At 43.6% G+C, this 20,213-nt stretch carries 14 protein-coding genes and 2 tRNA genes; 3 read left to right on the top strand and 13 right to left on the bottom strand.

The annotated features are described in order from the left end of the window. The first annotated feature begins 229 nt into the window (after positions 1-229). The gene (gene fadE, locus ACVBJC_RS06020) at positions 230-2,677 is read left to right on the top strand and encodes an acyl-CoA dehydrogenase FadE (RefSeq protein ID WP_447159860.1); all 2,448 of its coding nucleotides are present in this window, start codon (positions 230-232) and stop codon (positions 2,675-2,677) included. A gap of 159 nt (positions 2,678-2,836) precedes the next feature. On the opposite strand, the gene katG is transcribed toward fadE, so the two are convergent. From katG to ACVBJC_RS05990, 6 genes are all read right to left on the bottom strand, one after another. After that, complete coding sequence (katG, locus tag ACVBJC_RS06015) at positions 2,837-4,993, bottom strand: catalase/peroxidase HPI (RefSeq protein ID WP_447159861.1); 2,157 nt, start codon at positions 4,991-4,993, stop codon at positions 2,837-2,839. Between the two features lie 753 nt (positions 4,994-5,746). Further along, the gene (locus ACVBJC_RS06010; protein ID WP_447159862.1) at positions 5,747-6,139 is read right to left on the bottom strand and encodes a hypothetical protein; all 393 of its coding nucleotides are present in this window, start codon (positions 6,137-6,139) and stop codon (positions 5,747-5,749) included. Then, a complete protein-coding gene (locus tag ACVBJC_RS06005; RefSeq protein WP_447159863.1) occupies positions 6,136-6,528 on the bottom strand; it encodes a hypothetical protein in 393 nt (130 codons plus the stop codon). The genes ACVBJC_RS06010 and ACVBJC_RS06005 overlap by 4 nt, the downstream gene beginning before the upstream one ends. Positions 6,529-6,973: 445 nt before the next feature. After that, a complete protein-coding gene (locus ACVBJC_RS06000) occupies positions 6,974-8,266 on the bottom strand; it encodes a serine/threonine transporter (RefSeq protein WP_447159864.1) in 1,293 nt (430 codons plus the stop codon). Positions 8,267-9,595: 1,329 nt separating this feature from the next. Beyond that, a complete protein-coding gene (locus ACVBJC_RS05995) occupies positions 9,596-10,075 on the bottom strand; it encodes a GNAT family N-acetyltransferase (protein WP_447159865.1) in 480 nt (159 codons plus the stop codon). A 104-nt stretch (positions 10,076-10,179) separates the two neighbouring features. Continuing rightward, positions 10,180-10,605 carry a GNAT family N-acetyltransferase gene (locus ACVBJC_RS05990; RefSeq protein WP_447159866.1) on the bottom strand — a complete coding sequence of 142 codons (426 nt, stop codon included), beginning with the start codon at positions 10,603-10,605 and terminating at the stop codon, positions 10,180-10,182. Positions 10,606-11,286: 681 nt separating this feature from the next. Between ACVBJC_RS05990 and ACVBJC_RS05985 the strand changes: the two genes are divergently transcribed. After that, positions 11,287-11,442 (top strand): hypothetical protein, encoded by a 156-nt coding sequence (locus ACVBJC_RS05985; protein WP_447159867.1) that lies wholly within the window; start codon positions 11,287-11,289, stop codon positions 11,440-11,442. A gap of 322 nt (positions 11,443-11,764) precedes the next feature. Here ACVBJC_RS05985 and ACVBJC_RS05980 read toward each other — a convergent pair whose 3' ends face one another. The 6 genes from ACVBJC_RS05980 to dnaQ form a co-directional block, all read right to left on the bottom strand. Beyond that, entirely contained in the window at positions 11,765-13,054 is a 1,290-nt protein-coding gene (locus ACVBJC_RS05980; protein ID WP_447159868.1) for a coproporphyrinogen III oxidase family protein, read from the bottom strand. Between the two features lie 537 nt (positions 13,055-13,591). Next, complete coding sequence (locus ACVBJC_RS05975; RefSeq protein ID WP_447159869.1) at positions 13,592-15,424, bottom strand: cation:proton antiporter; 1,833 nt, start codon at positions 15,422-15,424, stop codon at positions 13,592-13,594. 843 nt (positions 15,425-16,267) lie between these two features. Beyond that, a tRNA-Asp gene (locus ACVBJC_RS05970) sits at positions 16,268-16,344 on the bottom strand. A gap of 83 nt (positions 16,345-16,427) precedes the next feature. Further along, positions 16,428-16,504: transfer RNA gene (locus ACVBJC_RS05965), tRNA-Asp, on the bottom strand. A 124-nt stretch (positions 16,505-16,628) separates the two neighbouring features. After that, a complete protein-coding gene (locus ACVBJC_RS05960) occupies positions 16,629-17,966 on the bottom strand; it encodes a TIGR03503 family protein (protein ID WP_447159870.1) in 1,338 nt (445 codons plus the stop codon). Positions 17,967-17,976: 10 nt separating this feature from the next. Continuing rightward, a complete protein-coding gene (gene dnaQ, locus ACVBJC_RS05955; protein WP_447159871.1) occupies positions 17,977-18,705 on the bottom strand; it encodes a DNA polymerase III subunit epsilon in 729 nt (242 codons plus the stop codon). Between the two features lie 73 nt (positions 18,706-18,778). On the opposite strand from dnaQ, the gene rnhA reads away from it, so the two are divergent. Further along, positions 18,779-19,273, top strand: a complete 495-nt coding sequence (rnhA, locus tag ACVBJC_RS05950; protein WP_447159872.1) for a ribonuclease HI — start codon at positions 18,779-18,781, stop codon at positions 19,271-19,273. 30 nt (positions 19,274-19,303) lie between these two features. On the opposite strand, the gene ACVBJC_RS05945 is transcribed toward rnhA, so the two are convergent. Then, on the bottom strand, positions 19,304-20,200 hold the full coding sequence (locus ACVBJC_RS05945) for a LysR substrate-binding domain-containing protein (RefSeq protein WP_447159873.1): 897 nt from the start codon (positions 20,198-20,200) through the stop codon (positions 19,304-19,306). Between the last annotated feature and the right edge of the window lie 13 nt (positions 20,201-20,213).

Raw genomic sequence — 20,213 nt, 5'->3', positions numbered from 1 at the left:
TCTATTACTATCTTCTCTAATTACACCATTTTACTCACTTGATAGCCATTGTGAAATGTTTATCCCGATACAAAAATTTAAACATTTGTTTAAAAAAATCTTGTATTAAAATTAACTAAGGTTTAGATTTTGTGAGACACAGGTCTGACCACGCACTATAATTGTGAGGAAGAACCTAAAATAAGTGCCTTTAGCACCACTATAGGTCACACATAAAAGGAGAATTACAGTGACGACCCTACTTTGGATCTTGGCGATGATTGTGACGATAGGCGCATTTGCTTATCTCAGAGTCTCTTTACTAACTGCCACCTTAGGCACCGCGATTGTATTAGCAATTGGTACCGGAGCCGCAAGTGTAAGCCCATTACTGTGGGTAGTATTTCTTGTCATTGCTCTACCTCTTAATATCAGCTCATTTAGACAAAACGTTATTACTCGCCCACTTCTAAAAATGTACCGCGGCATCATGCCGGAGATGTCTTCCACAGAAAAAGAAGCCATCGAAGCGGGAACCACCTGGTGGGAAGCCGACCTATTCGCTGGCAAGCCTGACTGGCGCAAGCTACACAATTACCCAAAAGCGAGCTTAAGCGCAGAAGAGCAAGCTTTCTTAGATGGTCCAGTTGAAGAAGTATGTCGCATGCTAAACCAGCATCAAGTGTCTCATGAACTTGGTGATCTTCCTGAAGAGATCTGGCAATACCTTAAAGATCATGGTTTCTTTGCCATGATTATCAAAAAGAAGTACGGCGGTTTAGAGTATTCGGCTTACGCTCAATCACGTGTTCTGCAAAAACTTGCAGGTCTAAGCAGTGAGCTGGCTTCAACCGTTGGTGTACCTAACTCACTCGGTCCTGGTGAATTACTACAGCATTATGGTACTACCGCTCAGCAAGACCATTACTTACCTCGCCTTGCTAAAGGCTTGGAAGTACCTTGTTTTGCACTAACAAGCCCAGAAGCTGGTAGTGATGCTGGCGCAATTCCTGATTACGGTATTGTCTGTAAAGGTGAATGGGAAGGCGAAGAAATATTAGGTATGAAGCTAACCTGGAACAAACGCTATATTACCCTTGCTCCTGTTGCAACCGTACTGGGGCTTGCATTTAAACTGCGCGATCCAGATCAACTACTTGGTACTCAAGAAGAACTCGGCATCACCTGTGCTCTAATCCCTACCGATATTGAAGGTGTTGAAACTGGACGTCGTCACTTCCCACTAAACTGTATGTTCCAAAATGGTCCTACTCGTGGCAATGAAGTGTTTGTACCGCTCAGCTTTATCATTGGCGGCGTTGAAATGGCTGGCCAAGGCTGGAGAATGTTAGTTGAGTGTCTATCGGTTGGCCGTGGTATTACCTTGCCGTCTAACTCTGCCGGAGGCATTAAAACCGCAGCACTCGCAACAGGCGCTTACGCCCGTATTCGTCGTCAGTTTAAGTTACCTATCGGTAAGCTTGAAGGGATCGAAGAGCCAATGGCGCGCATTGGCGGCAATGCTTATCTAATGGATGCGGTGACCTCACTGACAACGACGGGTATTGATCTTGGCGAAAAGCCGTCAGTTATCTCAGCCATTGTAAAATATCACCTAACAGACAGAATGCAGCGATGCGTTATTGATGCGATGGACATTCATGGTGGTAAAGGTGTGTGCTTAGGCCCAAATAACTACTTAGGCCGCGGATATCAGGCTGCACCCATTGCGATTACCGTAGAAGGTGCCAACATTCTTACCCGTTCGATGATCATCTATGGTCAAGGCGCTATTCGTTGTCATCCGTATGTATTAGCCGAGATGGAATCAGCATTTGATACCGACGCAAGCAGGGGCCTACGCGATTTTGACACGGCTATATTTGGTCACATTGGATTTACCACCAGCAACCTAGTCCGTAGTTTCTGGATGGGTCTAACGTCGAGCCGCTTCTCTAACGCGCCATATTCAGATAAGACTAAACGTTACTATCAGCAGATGAACCGCTTTAGCGCTAACTTAGCACTACTATCGGACCTTGCGATGGCCACTCTTGGCGGTAACCTTAAGCGTAAAGAGCGGATCTCAGCCCGTCTTGGCGACCTACTTAGCCAGCTTTATCTTGCTTCAGCAACCCTTAAGCGCTATGAAGATGAAGGTCGTTTGACTGAAGATCTGCCACTAGTGCAATGGGCTGTAGAAGATTCACTATACAAGTTACAATCATCGCTTGATGACCTATTAGATAACTTCCCTATGGGTCTAGGTGTTGCGCTGCGAGCTGTGATCTTCCCATTTGGTCGTCCACTTAAGCGCCCAAGTGACATACTTGACCATAAGGTAGCAAAAATCATGCAAACACCTTGTGCAAGTCGTGACCGTTTAGGCAAAGGCCAGTTCTGGACGCCTAGCGAACATAACGCTGTGGGTATTCAAGAACAAACCTTTAAAGATATCTTGGCATCTGAGCCTATCTACGACAAAGTCTGTAAAGCGGCAGGTAAGCGCCTGCCCTTCATGTGGCTTGATAAAATCGCAGCTGAAGGTAAGGCGCTTGGGGTACTAAGTGAAGATGAGATTGCCTTGCTTGAGCGAGCTGAAATCGGCCGTATGAAGTCAATCAATGTCGATGATTTTGACCCAGAAGAGTTAAAAGCGCGCACACTTGAGTACACTAAACAGGTACAAGCTGCGTAAGCTTTTCTTGTAAGCTTCTCATGTAGGTTTGACTGATAAACTTTAGTAATAAGCACTACGAAAAAGAGGCCTAAGCTGATAACTTAGGCCTCTTTTTATTGGCTTATTATTGATAAATCGCCCTCATAAATGACAATCAATACAGTATCAAATAACCAATTAGCTTAAATCGAAACGGTCTGAGTTCATGACTTTAGCCCACACTGCAACAAAGTCCTGCACGAACTTTTGTTTATTATCATCCTGAGCGTAAACTTCTGCATAGGCGCGAAGAATGGCGTTGGAGCCAAACACAAGATCAACTCGTGTTGCGGTCCACTTAACCTTCCCCGTTTTGCGATCACTGATTTCATACAAATTATTACCTGCGGGCTTCCATGCGTTATTCATGTCTGTCAGGTTAACAAAAAAGTCGTTTGTCAGAACTCCCGGATGTTCGGTTAATACTCCATGGCTCATGCCGGCATAGTTTGTACCTAATACGCGCATACCACCGACGAGTAACGTCATCTCTAGTGCTGAGAGTCCAAGCAACTGCGTTTGATCAAGCATCAACTCCTCAGCGCTGACAACATAATCGCTCTTTAACCAATTACGATAACCATCATGGAGAGGTTCTAAAACATGAAAAGATTCAATATCGGTCATTTCCGCCACAGCATCTCCACGGCCTGGCGAAAATAGAACCGTTGTAGCAAACCCTGCTGCCTTAGCGGCCTGCTCGACACCAAGGTTACCAGCAAGCACAATGACATCTGCCACACTCACGCCATTTCTTACAGCAATGGGTTCGAGCACGGCTAACACCCGGTTAAGCTTTTCAGGCTCGTTGCCTTGCCAGTCTCTTTGTGGTGCCAAACGGATCCGTGCCCCATTAGCACCGCCGCGAAGATCAGAGCCACGGAAGGTTCTTGCACTGTCCCATGCAGTTGTGACCATCTCGCTAATACTTAGACCACACGCCATTATTTGCGCCTTAATCGACGCGACATCGTAATCACTGCGTCCACTAGGCACAGGATCTTGCCAAAGCAGTTCAGCATCTGGTACATCAGGGCCTATATACCTTGTTTTCGGCCCCATATCACGGTGAGTCAGCTTGAACCATGCCCTAGCAAATACTGCAGAAAAGTGTTCAGGATCCTTGTAAAAACGTGCTGAAATCTTCTGGTAATCGGGATCTAACTTCATCGCCATATCGGCATCGGTCATAATAGGATTGTAGCGCCTGGTCAGATCTTCAACATCGACAGGCTTATCTTCTTCTTTGATATTAATAGGTTCCCACTGCCAAGCACCTGCGGGGCTTTTATTTAGCTGCCACTCATGGTTGAGTAGTAACGTAAAATAACCGTTGTCCCACTGAGTTGGATGCGTTGTCCATGCACCTTCAAGGCCACTTGATACCGTATCACGGCCAATGCCCCGTTCGGTTTTATTTATCCAACCCAAGCCCTGATCTTCTACATCAGCACCTTCTGGGACAGGGCCTAATAACTCTGCATCACCATTACCGTGACATTTACCTACGGTATGTCCGCCAGCGGTTAGTGCAACGGTTTCTTCATCATTCATCGCCATTCTCTCAAAGGTGACGCGCACATCTTTGGCCGTTTTAAGTGGATCAGGCTTACCATCAACCCCTTCAGGATTAACGTAAATAAGTCCCATCATCACTGAAGCTAGTGGGTTTTCCAGATCGCGCTCGCCAGAGTATCGACTGCCTTCGCTGCCGCTGGGGGCTAACCATTCTTTTTCTGCCCCCCAGTAAATATCCTTTTCAGGATGCCAGATATCCTCACGACCAAAGCCAAAACCAAAGGTTTTAAGGCCCATTGATTCATAAGCTATGGTGCCCGCATAAGCAATCAAATCAGCCCAGCTCAGCTTGTTGCCATATTTCTTTTTAATGGGCCAAAGTAGACGGCGAGCCTTATCTAAATTGACATTATCTGGCCAGGAATTAAGTGGAGCAAAACGTTGATTCCCCCTACCCGCACCGCCTCGGCCATCTGCCGTACGGTAAGTCCCTGCGGCATGCCAAGACAAACGGATCATAAGGCCACCATAGTGCCCCCAGTCTGCAGGCCACCAATCTTGGCTATCTGTCATTAACGCATGCAGATCTTTCTTAAGTGCATCTACATCTAATTGTTTCACCTGTTCACGGTAGTTAAACCCTTCTCCCATCGGGTTAGTTTTCCTATCGTGTTGATGCAAAATATCGAGGTTTAGCGCCTTAGGCCACCACTCCATATTCGACATACTCATTTCAGTGGCGCCGCCATGCATTACAGGGCATTTGTTGTCAGCCATAATTATTCTCCATCGTTTAATTAACCCTATCCAAACGAGTAAAGCGCATTATATTGGACAGTTAAGTTAACTAGTGTAGTTGCTTATGGTGACTTTTCGACATCATGATGGTTTATGTTCTGGCTTAAACTTTCAATTTTCTAAAGAAGCTTAGCCAAGTTCATTAGCAGCAGTTGCCATCTCTTAACCATCAATATCTGAGTACGCTTATGCAGCGATGGGCTCGACACCTTTGTTATGCACTAAAATGGCTTCATCAATGACAGCGTATGAAAGAAAGTGTACTGATACTCGTCTGGAACAAAAAGATGAAACACTTTTTAATGCCGCAGTCCCTTCTCGGCGCTATCAATAACTAGGGCGGATACCACGGAGCACCTATATAAAAAGCTGATGTATTAATAAAGATGGTTGTTTGAATGCTTTAGTTGGAATGCTTTAGTTGGAATGCTTTAGCTTTAATTGCTTTAGTCTGCCAGCAACCACTGACAGTATTGTTTAAACTGCTGTCAGCGCTTTTATATGCGGTGCTTATATACTCGCTGCATATAAAAGCGCTGCATAATAACCTCTTACTTCAGTAATACTATAAGCTTAGTAAGAGGTCTAAATATGCCTTTGACAAAAAAGGGAGTCATTAACCTCACTCTAACTGTGAAAAGGAGTGTGGGCGAATAAGCTCTTTTTTCATAAGGTGAACAGACCCACCGAAAAAGCTATGGATCTTCAAGCTAGTGAGACTACGACACAGGCTTAGTCGTTATCGTTAGCAATAGCGGTTGCTGCACCAATAATGGCTCCACCAACCAATACTCCCGTCAGAAAATTATCATTTTTATGTTTCCATCTGTCATGGCGGTTATCACTCAATGCATGACGAATTTCACGGCGTGCTTCGCGTTTTTCTCTGGCGACCTCACGGTAACCCTCACGGTAACCCTCACGAATTTCACGTTTGGCGCATTTTCGAGTCTTGCAACGTAACACTTCACGGGCAGCTTCGCGTTTTTCGCGGTTAACTTCGCGGCTCCCCTCACGGATCTCTTTACGAACTTCATACCGACCAGCATTGGCATCAAAGCTTACAAGACTGGACATCATCAATACCGTCGATACCATCATGGCAAGTGTTAGGCCTTGTTTCATTTCTCGCCTCTCGTGTCTTGGTAAAATACGCCGGCACGTTTTTCAAAGTTTGCCAACGCTTCTTTGCACTCCTGCACATTGAGTTCAATATTGCTACCGTATCCAAAGCTAGCAGCATAGAGAAACGCTCTGTCACCCCCCAAGGTGCGACTGATTTCACTATTGATATTCATGGCCTCGGTTTCTAACTGCGCACGTTGCTCTTCTGTCACACAGCCAAGGGCTAAACCAGTCTGATAGCCAAAATTTTTCAGCCCTGTATCAATTTGCTGTTCTTTTAATAGAACGTCCTGTTGTAATAGAACGTCCGGCTGAGATGCGTCAGCCAAGACTGGTGTTGTTAATACCGTTATTACTACGAGTAATATTATATTAGAGGTGCGATGCATAAATTTCTCCAGTTCCCCAACCTTTGCCTAATTACACTTTTTGAAGTTTAGCACTTCACAACAAGTGAGTAAGTTTCAGTGATTCTTCGCTGATGGCGTTAGTAGGCCTGTGTGGAAATGAACGCAAGCTGAACCCAGACTACAGGTTAGACAATACGACAACGACAAGGGTTCTATTTGATTGGCTGTTATAGCAGCGTTTGACTCATTAATCACAGAGACAAAGACATGAGTGTCGACATAGAAAAACACTGGCAGATAGCCAGTGCTTTAGTTTCATCGCCGAGTAAAAAATCACAACAAACTACCGTTAATCAAAGCATAGCCAAACAGGATGGCGACGATTAATAGTTTAAAGATCAATGCTGATCTTGCAATCTGTAAGGAAGGTCCATCTCAGAGGCTAAAGAGAACAAAAGCCCATGGCTCCTGTCCTCTTTTTATTTTACTGTACCAATGAATAGAAGATTGCCGAGATTGAAACTAGTCCGATAATCACTACAAAAACATTACTGATGGTACCTGAGTATTGCTTCATCGCTGGTACTTTCATGATGGCGTACATCGGCATGATAAACAGCAGCAGCGCGATGATTGGTCCACCTAGACTTTCAATCATTCCCAAAATATTGGGGTTGATAGTTGCGACGGCCCAAGTGGTCAGTAGCATAAAACCAGCAGTAACACGGTTCAGAATAACAGGGTTGACCTCTTTTCCCTTACCGCGTGCAGCCTTGATAATTAAACCATTAAAGCCTTCACTCGCCCCAATATAGTGGCCAAAAAATGACTTAGTGATAGCGATGATAGCAACAATTGGTGCGACATAGGCAATAATGGGTGTATCAAAATGGTTTGCCAGATAAGTTAATATCGACACATTTTGCGCTTTCGCCTCAGCTAAATTGGCAGGCGATAGGCTAAACACACAACTAAATACGAAAAACATCACTGTTACAACCATAAGAATATGGCTAAAAGCTAAGATCCGTGAACACTGTTTCTCAGCATTATCACCGTGAAACTTTCTACGATCGACTGCGAAGGAGGAAATAACCGGAGAGTGGTTAAATGAAAATACCATCACAGGTAGTATTAACCACAATGCCATTAAGATGGTGCTGATCCCACCTTCAGCAGGCATCACATTGCTAAATATTGACGTATTCCAGTAAGGGATTAGGTAAACAGAAAGCAACAATAGCACGGCAACGAATGGGAAAACCAGTATACTCATCGCTTTGATAATTAACTGTTCACCTAAACGAACTACGGCGATCAAGCCAATAATCAAGATTAAGGCCAGGGTTGCGCGGTTAGGCGGAGTCATGCCTAGCTGATGTTGCATAAAGCTTTCAACAGTATTGGTAAGTGCAACACTGTAGACGAGCAAAATCGGGTAGATGGCAAAGAAATAAAGTAAGGTGATGACCTTACCCATACCGACTCCAAAATGCTCCTCTACCACCTCGGTGATCCCAGCTTCTGGATTTGAACCCGATAACACAAAACGAGTCAGTCCGCGATGAGCGAAGAAGGTCATTGGCAGTGCCAGTAGCGCCATGATAATGAGAGGGATCAAGCCACCTTGGGCCGCATTAATTGGCAGGAAAAGGGTGCCCGCCCCCACAGCTGTACCATATAGCCCCAATACCCATAGAGTATCGCTCTTGTTCCAGCTTGATTTAACCTTGACTTGTGCCGAGGTATTTTCAGTTTTGTTAATTACAGAGTCCATTATGGACAACTCCTTAGACGGTTCTTATATGACCTTTTAAGGGTTCTGTTTTCATATCTAAATCACAGATTGCAGCTGAAAATATCAATCTCAGCAACACCGGCAACATAAGATAGGGAGTTTAACCACAAAGAGTGAATGAAAAACTGGCAGAACCTAGTAAAGGCCGCGCAGTATAGGGAAGAGAGTTAGGGATAAATGTGATTTCGAACAAACTTATTTAGGTTTTACAAATGAACCAACCTGTTCGTTGGTTTTTTAACCTACAGAAGAGAAGTTAAACTGCTACTCATGCAGTTCTCGGCGTGTCATAGCTAAAGTCGCCTCAAGAAAACTCGGACTCTACCTCAGCAACAGAGCTCTATTGCTTGCTATAGCATCGAGCTGACTCACTTGCTTTTTAACAGATGCAGCTCACCACGGTGAATACTGAGGCCACGAAGAAAGGTAACGGCTTGTAGTAGCTCACATGTCACTACCTCTGTGCGACGCTACAAAGCCCTCTCTGGCCGCTCAGCAGTTTCCAATAACCTCCCTGTTAAACGGCCAGTTCGGCATATATTCCTCTCGTTCGAAGAGTATCTCTTTTAGATACCTCCCCCTGAAACCGAAGCCCACAGCCACACCGACATCTGACTATTCATCTCTGCGAATTAGCCCACTCAGATGTTGATGATCACAGTTAATTCTCACTATTACTGAAACGGTTTTGGACAAAAGCTATTCACCACGAAGGACACGGAGCGCTACGCTACACGAAGAAAAGCAACAGCTAGAACAAAAAGGCTCGTCATCAAACATTTTGATCTTTTGCGCTACGATCTTCTCCGTGACCTCCGTGAAAGCGAAGCGCTTAGGGTAAAATTAGTGCTTTTGGAAAAATCATACTTACCTACATGTTCAACGCAAGTTAGCTCATTTTTGGACAAAAGTCAGTTGGAGCTTGCAGCTCGACTAGCCCTTACAGCGATATCAAACTTCGTTTGATTACAAAGCCCCAAAAGACTCGATATATTTTGGTTAAGAGTGGCATCCAACAAAAGTGGTTCCAATGGCCTGCGGCCAGCGCATGTGCAGACACTTCTGAGACTCGCTGCAAGCACGTCCATGTGAGCTCAACGAAAACATCCATGTTTTCGACGGTCTCAGCTGTATCTACACCGAGTTGGAACAGCATAATCTTTAATGTTTAGAGTTACGGCTAAAGCTCTAGCTCGTTTTTGGACAAAAACGCGTTGGATCAAAGGCTCTAAATGTGGTGGGGGGATTAGTAAATGTATGGTAATCAGATAAAGTTTACCCTGACCTCACACATCTCGAATGGCCTCGTTAGAGCTCGGAGGCAGAGTGCCAAACCATTTTCTTTAGCTCTCCCCCTAAACTACCATCCGCTTCTTTTAATGCTCTGAATCCGAGCTTTGAATACAGACTATATGCTGCTCCATTTCTTAAAGATACATTCAAAACCACAGAAGCAAAACCTTGTGATTTAGCATGGCCGAGCAACTCCTTGACTAAGCTTACGCCAATACCGCCATTTCTTTTTTCGGGCTTTACCCACATGGAAACTAGCTCGTATTGTCCTTCAGTGTGAACACCACCGACTAATCCGACATCTTCTCCATTACAGCGAGCAAGTAAAAATTTTAACCCATTTACTTCCGAAGCGATTGACTTCCATTTTTCGTCGGAAATCTTTTTTGCTTCCTGATAGGTAAGCCCAAATGCATCGGGAGAATCAAGAAGTGACTCTAGTCTAATATTTTTTAACGAATCCCAATTGCTTTCAGTAACGGGCACGATATTCATAGCTTTGGAGCCCTAACGCCCTGTTAAGGGGCTAAATATAGTTGGCTAAAATCATGAGCGAAGCGAACAAAGCCAACGGTATTTTGTCCCACTTGCACAGCTTGTTATAACTCTTTTACTAAACAGTATGTTACATGACCTTTGGGGTAATCAGGCAATTCACCAAAAACTTTGTATCCACGCTTCTCATAAAATGGTTTTGCTTGAAAGCTAAGAGTTTCTGTACGCATAAAACCAAAGCCTTTTTCTTTGGCAAAGTTTTCGGCTGCATCCATTAATTTACTACCAATGCCTTGCCCTCTAGTTTCGTCAGATAACCATAATAACTCGAGGGTACAATAATTCCAGAATGCTACTGCTCTTATACCTCCTACGACTTTTCCATTTTCATCTTTAGCGAATGCAGCAAATTTAGTGTCAGGTTCGAAAACCACATCGTCTGAAATGTACTTTTGGTTATAGGACTGAATACCTTTACTTATAGTTTCAAGATCTTGTTTATTAGGTGAGGTTGTTACTTCGATGTTCATTTCTTCATCCGAGATAGAGAGTTATAACAGCTTATTATCCTGCGTCTCGGATAAATCCCTGCTCTTTATTAATTTACGTCAAAACTAGCAACGTAACTCATTGATGTAAAGGAGTTAATATTGCTGACATTAACAAAAGTTGAATGTACTATCCCGGCAAAGTAATGCAGAACATTTATCGGGTCTCTTGTAAGATTAAAGCGGAAATCTAACTGTATGATAAGCAATTGCTATTTCAGATGTTAAAAATTTATCGATGCAATTATTTCACTTTTTAGCATCGATAAATCTGTCTGATTCATCAAGGTCATTATACCTGTACAGGATTACAGCGGTTTTTGCATACATAAAGGGGTCGGAGCGAATTAGCGCCAGATAATAAACTAGCCTTATAGCCATAACTCCGAATCACCAGAATTATGCTTGTCTAACTCAGTGTTGATGCGGCCGTGACCGTCCATGATATGGACGTCATGGCCGAGCTTACAAGGATGTATTTATAGCGTGTCACGGCAGTATCTGCACATACGCCCGCGGCAGGCGATTAAGAACAATGAAGGTGCAACTCATAATTCGCTATCAGATAGCGCTACCCCAAAAAATGTAATGACCCTTCATTCAAAGGTTAACTAACTTTGGGGCATTTCCGTGTTAGACACCAAACCACTATGGCTTAAATGAGTGCTCCAATTATCCGGTGTAGATACGGCTGCGGGCTTCGGTTTCAGGGATGAAACCGCAGAGCGTATAGGGACATATTTACAGCGTCTCGCAGCAGTGTCTGCACATACCCCGCTGGAGGCGCTTGATAACTCTAAAGCGACAATTTCAAATTAGCAGCCCTGTAGCCACAGCTCAGACAAATAATGTAATCAGTTTTCATTCGAAGGCTAACGAGCTTTGGGGCATTCCCAACTTATAAGCTGAACAATTAAAGCCCAAATGTAAGTACCAATTATTCTGTGTAGATACGGCTGCGAACAGCAGAAAACATCAAAAAAACAATCAGCAAAAACCTTTCCATATTAACCTTGCCACAGAAACAGGATCAGCCCTTAAATCCTTCTACTGATACTCTTCACTTCCACATAGCATAGCGAACAAATAGGGGCTGTATCTTACAATTTAATCTCTCATTGTCTTAAGTAGCGATATACGTTTAATGTGCTGCTAATTCGATAGCTTGCTCACGTAAATAATCCATACCTGCTAGGAAACCACTGAACATCTTTAAAGCAATAAATTGGCCTGCTTCTGTGGTTTTATAACTATCTCCTTGCTTAATAAGGGCCCCAGCGGCTAACAAATAGGTTAACTCAATAGGAAAGGCTTGCCACAGGCTTTTGCCCGTATGCGCTTTAAATAAAGCATTATCTAAATGCCCTTTGCCCATCATTATCATCAAATGATGTTGGTTTATTGATTTATCGCTCAGCACTTTATGGTGACTTGTGCCAACATACCCTTGATTAATGAGTTGGATATAGCGATCAATATTAAAGCTCGATACTTGAAACTGCGACCCAAAACGGCCGAATGCTCCCGAGCCGACCCCAAAACAATTCTCCCCATCTAGCACATATTTATTATCGACTTTTTGACCAAAATTACGACTGTATGTCCAAGGAAACTCCATCATATAGCGTTCTGACATTGCTTGTTTTGCGGCCAAAAATTGTGGCCATAAATCTTCAGGCTTACCCGCCAGACATTTAGATTTTTTTCGGCTCTTGCCTATTCCTAAAGTGAGCGGGTAAGTAGTGATTTGGTCAGGTTCAAGCTGGATCATGCGTTTAATATCGGCCACTACACTATCGGGTGTTTGCCCTTTAAAACCATACATTAGATCTACATTGACCGTAGGGAATAGTTCAATCCCTCTTTTAATATCGATGGCCTGCTCATCACCTGAGCCAAACTTTTCAAAACGGCCACTGGCTTTCAATATTTGATCATCAAAGCTTTGTAAGCCAATACTCATCCTATCAACTAAGCCATCGAGCAATTCTGGATTGCCGGTTTTAAAGTAACTAGGATCGGTCTCACAAGAGACTTCACGCACCGTAGTTAAGCTTTTAATCAATTCTATTGTTTTAACAAGTTCATCTTCTAAAATCGTTGTGGTACCGCCACCGATATAAACTCGATTAAAACGTAAACCCGCCCCAATCACTCGCTTTATCTCTTTACGCAGGGCTTCAAAATATAGCTTAGCCTTTTCTCGGTTGTATTTAACTTTATGAAACGAGCAAAAACGGCACAAAGTATGGCAAAACGGGATATGGATATAGAGCGTTTCAATTTTTTGCTCTTCGGTAAAGCTTACAGATGAATGACCTAATGGGAACGCTTTGGCGTCAGCCAAACTAAGGGATTGCTTAATCGTATGTTGCATGACGAGATCAAGACTTTGGGTTGCTAATGACTGTCGTAAATAGGCAAATGACATAACTCACCTTTAATGATGAATTTACCTGTGTTTCAGGTAAGGATATTTCCATACCTTACTCGTTGATAATATTGAAAAGTGTGTTGTAAATCTGATGTTTAAAAATATTTTCATTCTCAGCTAACAATCTTATAAATATGTTACATAGCACAAATAAAATCGCTGACTTTTTATACGTTAGCGGCGATATAGCTCATGTAGATTGAGTTCTTTAGCGATGAGTGACTGAAATAGTAGTAAGTACGCCCCTACCAGCTTCACTCTATACATTAATGGCTCAACGATAAGACTAACGCCTTAAGATTGGTGATGCCTGTTTTGCAAGATAAAACCAACAAAGTGGATTGAGTAGAGTTAGTGACTCTGCCGCCAATAGCCAAGGTAACAACGGGCACTGTAATCATCTATAACATCACCTCTGCACCTCAATAATTAAACACACCACTTCTGATTGAAAAGAGTTGATAAAGTCTATCTGTTTCCACCTCGAACAAGCTGAAGTGGAAACAAATATAAGATGATTAAAAAACAGATTCTCTAGCTGGTACCGACTTTATCCGGTTGCTCACTGCTCATCTCAAGCTTAATCGCATCCACAGGGATTAAGCTAATAAGCTCAACCCCTGTTAGCAGCTCAGTATCTAATGCAGCACTAATTACCCTTACTTTTCCATCTTGCAAATAAATAAGCGGAATTGCAGCTTGTCCATATTGCGCCATAAACATGGCGTAGTTAAAGCTTTCAGTCAGGCTGGTGCTTTTAATACTAGCCCCTTTCGCCATTAAACTCGCAAGCTTAGAATATGAGACCCCTTCACCAAATAAACATAAGCGTTTTAAGTAGGATTCAGACAACTGATGGCGAGCACTCGATGTTTCACCATGATTTAGCCCGTAGACCTTTTCACTGCCAAATACATCTTGGAAGTAAAAACTCACTAAGGGGTTAAGTTGACGATAAGGTGACATCACCAAGACGCGACCAATACCGTCCATATTCATATGGTTTTCAGCATGTTCAGATGCAGGGTTACCAAAATATACCGGAATATTGTCCATGCGAGCGAGACGAATATTATCCCAGTTATTATCGGCTAGTAGCACTGTCACGCCTTTTGATTGTAACGTTTTAGCAAGCGCTCTCGGCAACTTAGACGCACCAAAAATGAGTAACCCTTGTGAAGAGTCCGCGGTAACACCTAGCATCTTTGCCCATTTCCCGGCGGTTAAACTCTGAATAACAACAGTGCCAATAATGATTAAAAAAACAAGCGGTACAATAAGCTCTGCGCCTTGGATCCCAATGGATTCAAGCTTGATGGCAAACAGAGATGATACCGCCGCCGCCACAATGCCGCGCGGTGCTACCCAGCTTAAAAACCACTTGTCACCACTTGAAAGCGATGTACCAACACCACAGCACCAAATACTTAATGGACGAGCAACCAGCATTACCACGGCCAATAACGCAAGCCCTTCCCAACCGAGACTCAACAGCGCGTCGGCGTTAAGTCGCGCTGCAAGCAGAATAAACAGCGCAGAAATGAGTAATACAGTCAGCGTTTCCTTAAACTCTAAAATATCGGCAATGTCGACCCCTTTCATATTCGCTAACCAAATACCCATAACAGTTACAGACAATAGGCCCGATTCTTCTTCCAATATGTTAGAGCCTACAAATACGGCTAGCATTAAGGTTAGCACTGCGGTATTTCGCAGATAATGGGGCAACAAATTATTACGCAGCACAAGGCCCACTAGATAGCCACTCAATACACCAAAGCCTAATCCTACAATTAACATGGCACTTAGTGCATGCAAAACATGAGTCGTGGGATCTGCCGCAACGGCGATATATTCAAACACTAAAACAGCAAGTAAAGCACCAATAGGGTCGATAACAATCCCCTCCCAACGTAATATGCTGGCAAGCTCTGTTTTAGGTCTTACACTTCTGAGCATAGGCACGATAACCGTTGGGCCTGTTACCACCACCAGCGCACCAAACAGCAAAGCCATCGACCAATCAAAATCAAGTAAGTAAAAGGTACCAAGCGTAATACAGGCCCATGTAATGACGGTGCCTAAGGTCACCAATCGGGTGACCATGGCACCATGCTCTTTTATCTCTTTAAAGTTTAGCGTTAACGCCCCTTCAAATAAGATCACCGCGACGCCGAGTGAAATAATTGGAAATAACAGATCACCAAATATCGCGTCAGGATTTAAGAAACCAAGGCCCGGCCCTAGTAAAAGACCACATAAGAGTAGCGGGAGAATAGCGGGCAGTCTTAGCTTCCACCCTATCCACTGACAAAACAACGATAAAACACCTAGCAAAGCAAGCATCCCAGTGATCTGCTCTAGCATAGCCTATTTCCTTATCTGCTCATTTCTAGCGAAATATGTATTTGTTAAAAGAAGCCATTGAGTGTAAAAACTATAGCTAAACCTGAGTAAAATACGATAACACCAAGAAAAGTAAATCAAAATTTCCGTAAAATGATTTAGGTGGATAAGAATACAGCTATGGCTAGGTTAGCAACGACATCGCGTTTAAAAGGGGCTGTACATCTGTCAGTCTTGCGGGGATAAAGCACAATGGCTTTAATAGAATAAATATATTTAATTATAATAACTTACAGTAGATTCAGCCACGGAGTAAAGTAACATTTGCTACTTTGATTGATAAGCTCATTAGTGGTCGTTTGTTTTGCAAGCCATTACTTATCGTCCCTGTTAACGATACTAACAAAGATGAGAGCTTAAATAGCAGTCAATCTGCATATCGCACTTTTTACCTATAAAGTCGCAACTGAATGATACATTATCGGAGTTTGCTCGGCACCTTGGGGGCAATACCAAATGGAGTTGCTATCAATGAGTCTTTTCATCACAGCATTTTTGGTGATTTTTTTAGTATGGATAATCCCGATCACCTTAATATTAAGATCACCTAGAACCCAAGGCGCCGAAAAAGCGGCTAGGATATTAGCAATGGTTCTTATTTCTTAGTTTGCTTGGGTATTTTACTTACTCATCGCGCCCACAAATAAGCGAGAAGCTTAAGCTTATGTCGGCAATTGGTATAACTCAGGAACAGCTGAATCCAAAACCTGGGCTAAACAATGCCTTATAAAGTAGCAGCGTTGAAACGAAAAAAGCCCCTGCAATCTTCAATAAAAAGAAATGCAGAGGCTTTTATCTTTATGTTGGCGGAGCGGACGGGACTCGAACCCGCGACCCCCGGCGTGACAGGCCGGTATTCTAACCAACTGAACTACCGCTCCTAAACTTTACTAGAATTCAATCATGTTGACTTCTAATGTTACTCGTTATGTCACTAACAAATAACTAAAATTTAGCACTTGATTGGCGGAGCGGACGGGACTCGAACCCGCGACCCCCGGCGTGACAGGCCGGTATTCTAACCAACTGAACTACCGCTCCACATCAAGTGCGTTGAATAATACGTAGAGTGAGGTAGCCCGTCAATAAGTTTTTTATAAGAACTTAATCAACAAGTCGAAAAACGAACAATTAGACTTTATCTTCAACAATTTGTTGATAAAAACTACCTTCTATCGCTCTTAGGCTCAACACTATCTTCTGGCATGGTTAAATCGATTTGATCCAGCTCTAGCAACATCTTCTCTTTACGCACCTCTGTTTCTAAACGCGCCTGCGTTGCTGCTAATGCTTTTTTGAGGTTACTGCGCTTACGAATGAACAATAAAACCAGTATACCTAATACGATCAATGCAATATTGATGGATACGATTAATACGATAGCATCCTCTTTTGCCTGTTGCTCCTGCAACTTAGCGATCGCATCGGCTCTTGCAGCAAGTTCTTCTTTAGTAGGAGGAGGCTCAGGTGGCTGGATCAGATTAAAAAACAGCTCGGGTAAGCTTAGATAGATCTCTCTTCCGTTAACTGTGGTACTCACCGCATTGAGCTTTAAATGATAACTACCAAAATCCATGACCTTAGGCAGCACAAAGTGGCTATTAGCTTCCTTAAAGTCGGTAATCGTTAGCGGGATCATCTTGCCTGCTGGGCCCTTTATTTCCGCCTCAAGATGCGTTTGCTCAAGTTTAAGTACTTGATCGTTTAACTTAATAGCTAAAGTCCAGACTCCCGATTTGGGATCGTCAGGTGTCAATAACTCAACTTCGACTGGGCGCGGGGATAATCTAAACGGCTCGGTATATTGCCTTTCAAGCACAGCATTGTTAGCCCGCACTTGCAGTGTGTAGCCACCCCATGGCTGCTCTAGATCTAAATCACTGGTAAAGGTCCCGTCATCAGGTCGCTCATCCAGTGCTTCTCCGTTATCTCTATACGTGCCAACGATAAGCGTTCCTGCCGCATAATTTTCATCGGCAGAATGGTTGTCACTTACAAATCGAGCAGTCCAGCTCATCATAAAGTCAAGACCCGGCAAGCGCACTTTTTGTTCATCGCCGAGTAATCTTGCCGTTAATTTAACCCGTTCACCTTGAAACAGTGGCTGTGGAATGGGATCGACATCAATTGAAAGCTTTGACACCTTATCAATCACTGAACCTTCTACCACTTGGCCAATCAATTGCCACGGTCCAGGCATAGGCTGGTTAATGGTGATCATGTCACCCGTTAAGCCTTCCATCCAGGCGACTTTATCCTCAGGATGGCGGTTCACATACCATTTGCTGCCATCTGGACGCACAATGATAACGGGGGCACTGCCGTACTCTCTATGAATGAGCAAGGTTACCGACTCAACCATATGATCGATTCTAAAACGATTCTTTAACTCCGAAGCATGCGAAGAAAGCACGACATTCGCCAAAGCTGCAATGCTAACTGAAAAATAACAAATTAAGAAAACCGCTACATATTTAACGCTTCTAATCATAGAGAAGTTCATAAAATGACGTTTATCCGCGCCAGAGGCATTGTCCTGATTTCGCAACTAAGTCTAGTCGCTCTTCGTGTCTTATCAGTTCATCGGCCGATGCGGCGATCACTTTAAGTTTTGCTCTATCTGCACTTAAGCGTTGGATCCCCCCGCCCTCTTGCCCTGCTTTTTCACTTGAAAGGTTAAACTTGGTTTGGCCACCTGTCATTAACAGGTAAACGTCAGCCAAAATCTCAGCATCGAGTAATGCGCCGTGAAGATCACGGGCCGAGTTATCGATACCATAGCGCTTACACAAGGCATCCAAGTTATTCTTTTGCCCTGGATGTAAATGTTTAGCGATTGCGAGCGAATCGAGGATTTGACAAATATCAGCTGTTTTAGGGCCACGCGGCTGTAACATTGAAAACTCGTGATCCATAAAGCTAACGTCGAAGCTCGCGTTATGTGCAACAATTTCAGCGCCGTCGATAAACTCAATAAAGCTTTGTGCTACCTCATGAAACTTAGGTTTATCAGCCACAAACTCATTCGTTATACCGTGAACCGCAATCGCTTCTGGGTCAATCGGCTGTTGCGGATTGATGTACTCGTGATAATGACGCCCAGTTAAGCGGCGATTGATGACTTCAACACAACCGATTTCAATGATCCTATGACCCAAGTAAATTGGACCGCTCGATTGGTTCATACCTGTGGTTTCGGTATCGAGAATAATTTGTCGCTTTGCGCTTGAAACAATATTCATATGAATTTATACATTTCTCAGTTAAATTTTTTGGGTATACTCGCCCAGCAATTATAGCTATGGTAGCAACTTGATGACTGGACTGAAACAGATCTCTATCTATACCGACGGTTCTTGCCTCGGAAATCCTGGCCCTGGCGGTTATGGCATCGTTTTAAAGTATAAAAAGCAAACAAAAGAGCTTGCTGATGGCTTTGCCCTCACCACGAACAATCGCATGGAGCTATTGGCCCCGATTGTCGCGCTAGAAGTGTTAAAAGTGCCGTGTCAGGTTATCTTAACCAGCGATAGTCAGTATATGCGCCAAGGGATCACCCAATGGATCCACGGTTGGAAGCGTAAAGGCTGGATCACCTCCACCAATCAACCAGTAAAAAACGTCGATCTGTGGAAACGTCTTGACGCAGTATCCCAGCGCCACCAAATTGACTGGCGTTGGGTTAAAGGCCACGCAGGTCATGCTGAAAATGAGCGTTGTGACGATCTTGCCCGCCAAGCCGCTGAAGCTAAACCTAAGCAGGAAGACACCGGTTACATTATCCAACAAGAAAGCCTAGACCAAAGCTAGCGTTGCGCTCAATTAAGTCAACTTGAGTCGTTAGCTTTCGGTGTTTAAAAAACCTTGGCAAAAGTCAATAAAGGCTAAGCCTAACGGATTAAAATTACGACTCTTATGGTGGATACGATAGAACTTACGCTCTAGTGCTAAGCCTTCCACTTCGATAAGCGCCAATTCTTTGCGAATGAGCTCTTTTTCAAGAGTCAGTTCCGATAAAACGCCTAATCCCGCGCCTTGCTTAACAGCTTGCTTAATAGCATCGGGGGTAGAAAAGCGGAACTTTTCTTGTGGCTGTATATCAAGGGCATTCGCAGCACTGACAAAGCAGTCTCGGGTACCTGAGCCCTCTTCTCGCATCACCCAAGGCATATTACGCAGTTCACTTGGCGCAACTCGTTTTCCAGCTAGCGGGTGAGCGGGATGGCAAAAAACCAATAACTTGTCTTTATGCCATGCTTCAACAGCAATACGGCTATCAAGACACTGACTTTCGATAAAGCCCATTTCGCTTTTAAATTCAAGCACGGCATTGATCACTGCCTGGCTGTTATCGATATCGACATTAACCAATGTATTGGTATGTTGCTGACAAAAGGCGACGGCGCTTCTGGCCAGTAAATAATTGCCTATAGTTGAGCTGGCACTAATTGTCAGATTACCGCCAAGTTCAGCCCCTGCTGGCGAAAAGGTATGCTCAATTTGATCGATTTTTTGTAACGCTTCAGTGGCCAAAGGCAACAACAAACTGCCTTGCGAATTTAAGCGTAATCGATTGCCTACTCGCTCAAATAAGCGAGTATCTAATTGTTTCTCTAACTCAGATAGCGCCATCGATGCTGCAGGAGATGACAAGTTAACCATCTCAGCTGCTTTAGCAACTTGACCACTGCGAGCTACCGCCTCAAAAATGGCCAACTGTTTTAATGTTATACGCATCAAGACTCTTTAT

Source organism: Shewanella sp. 0m-6 (assembly GCF_052977325.1).
Note: the sequence above shows the minus strand (reverse complement) of the source record. Positions and strands in the feature narration are given on the sequence as shown.

Coding starts and splice junctions, on each gene's coding strand:
- katG (WP_447159861.1), bottom strand. CDS start 4,993: ATGGCTGACAACAAATGCCCTGTAATGCATGGCGGCGCCACTGAAATG.
- ACVBJC_RS06010 (WP_447159862.1), bottom strand. CDS start 6,139: ATGAAACAAGGCCTAACACTTGCCATGATGGTATCGACGGTATTGATG.
- ACVBJC_RS06005 (WP_447159863.1), bottom strand. CDS start 6,528: ATGCATCGCACCTCTAATATAATATTACTCGTAGTAATAACGGTATTA.
- ACVBJC_RS06000 (WP_447159864.1), bottom strand. CDS start 8,266: ATGGACTCTGTAATTAACAAAACTGAAAATACCTCGGCACAAGTCAAG.
- ACVBJC_RS05995 (WP_447159865.1), bottom strand. CDS start 10,075: ATGAATATCGTGCCCGTTACTGAAAGCAATTGGGATTCGTTAAAAAAT.
- ACVBJC_RS05990 (WP_447159866.1), bottom strand. CDS start 10,605: ATGAACATCGAAGTAACAACCTCACCTAATAAACAAGATCTTGAAACT.
- ACVBJC_RS05980 (WP_447159868.1), bottom strand. CDS start 13,054: ATGTCATTTGCCTATTTACGACAGTCATTAGCAACCCAAAGTCTTGAT.
- ACVBJC_RS05975 (WP_447159869.1), bottom strand. CDS start 15,424: ATGCTAGAGCAGATCACTGGGATGCTTGCTTTGCTAGGTGTTTTATCG.
- ACVBJC_RS05960 (WP_447159870.1), bottom strand. CDS start 17,966: ATGAACTTCTCTATGATTAGAAGCGTTAAATATGTAGCGGTTTTCTTA.
- dnaQ (WP_447159871.1), bottom strand. CDS start 18,705: ATGAATATTGTTTCAAGCGCAAAGCGACAAATTATTCTCGATACCGAA.
- rnhA (WP_447159872.1), top strand. CDS start 18,779: ATGACTGGACTGAAACAGATCTCTATCTATACCGACGGTTCTTGCCTC.
- ACVBJC_RS05945 (WP_447159873.1), bottom strand. CDS start 20,200: ATGCGTATAACATTAAAACAGTTGGCCATTTTTGAGGCGGTAGCTCGC.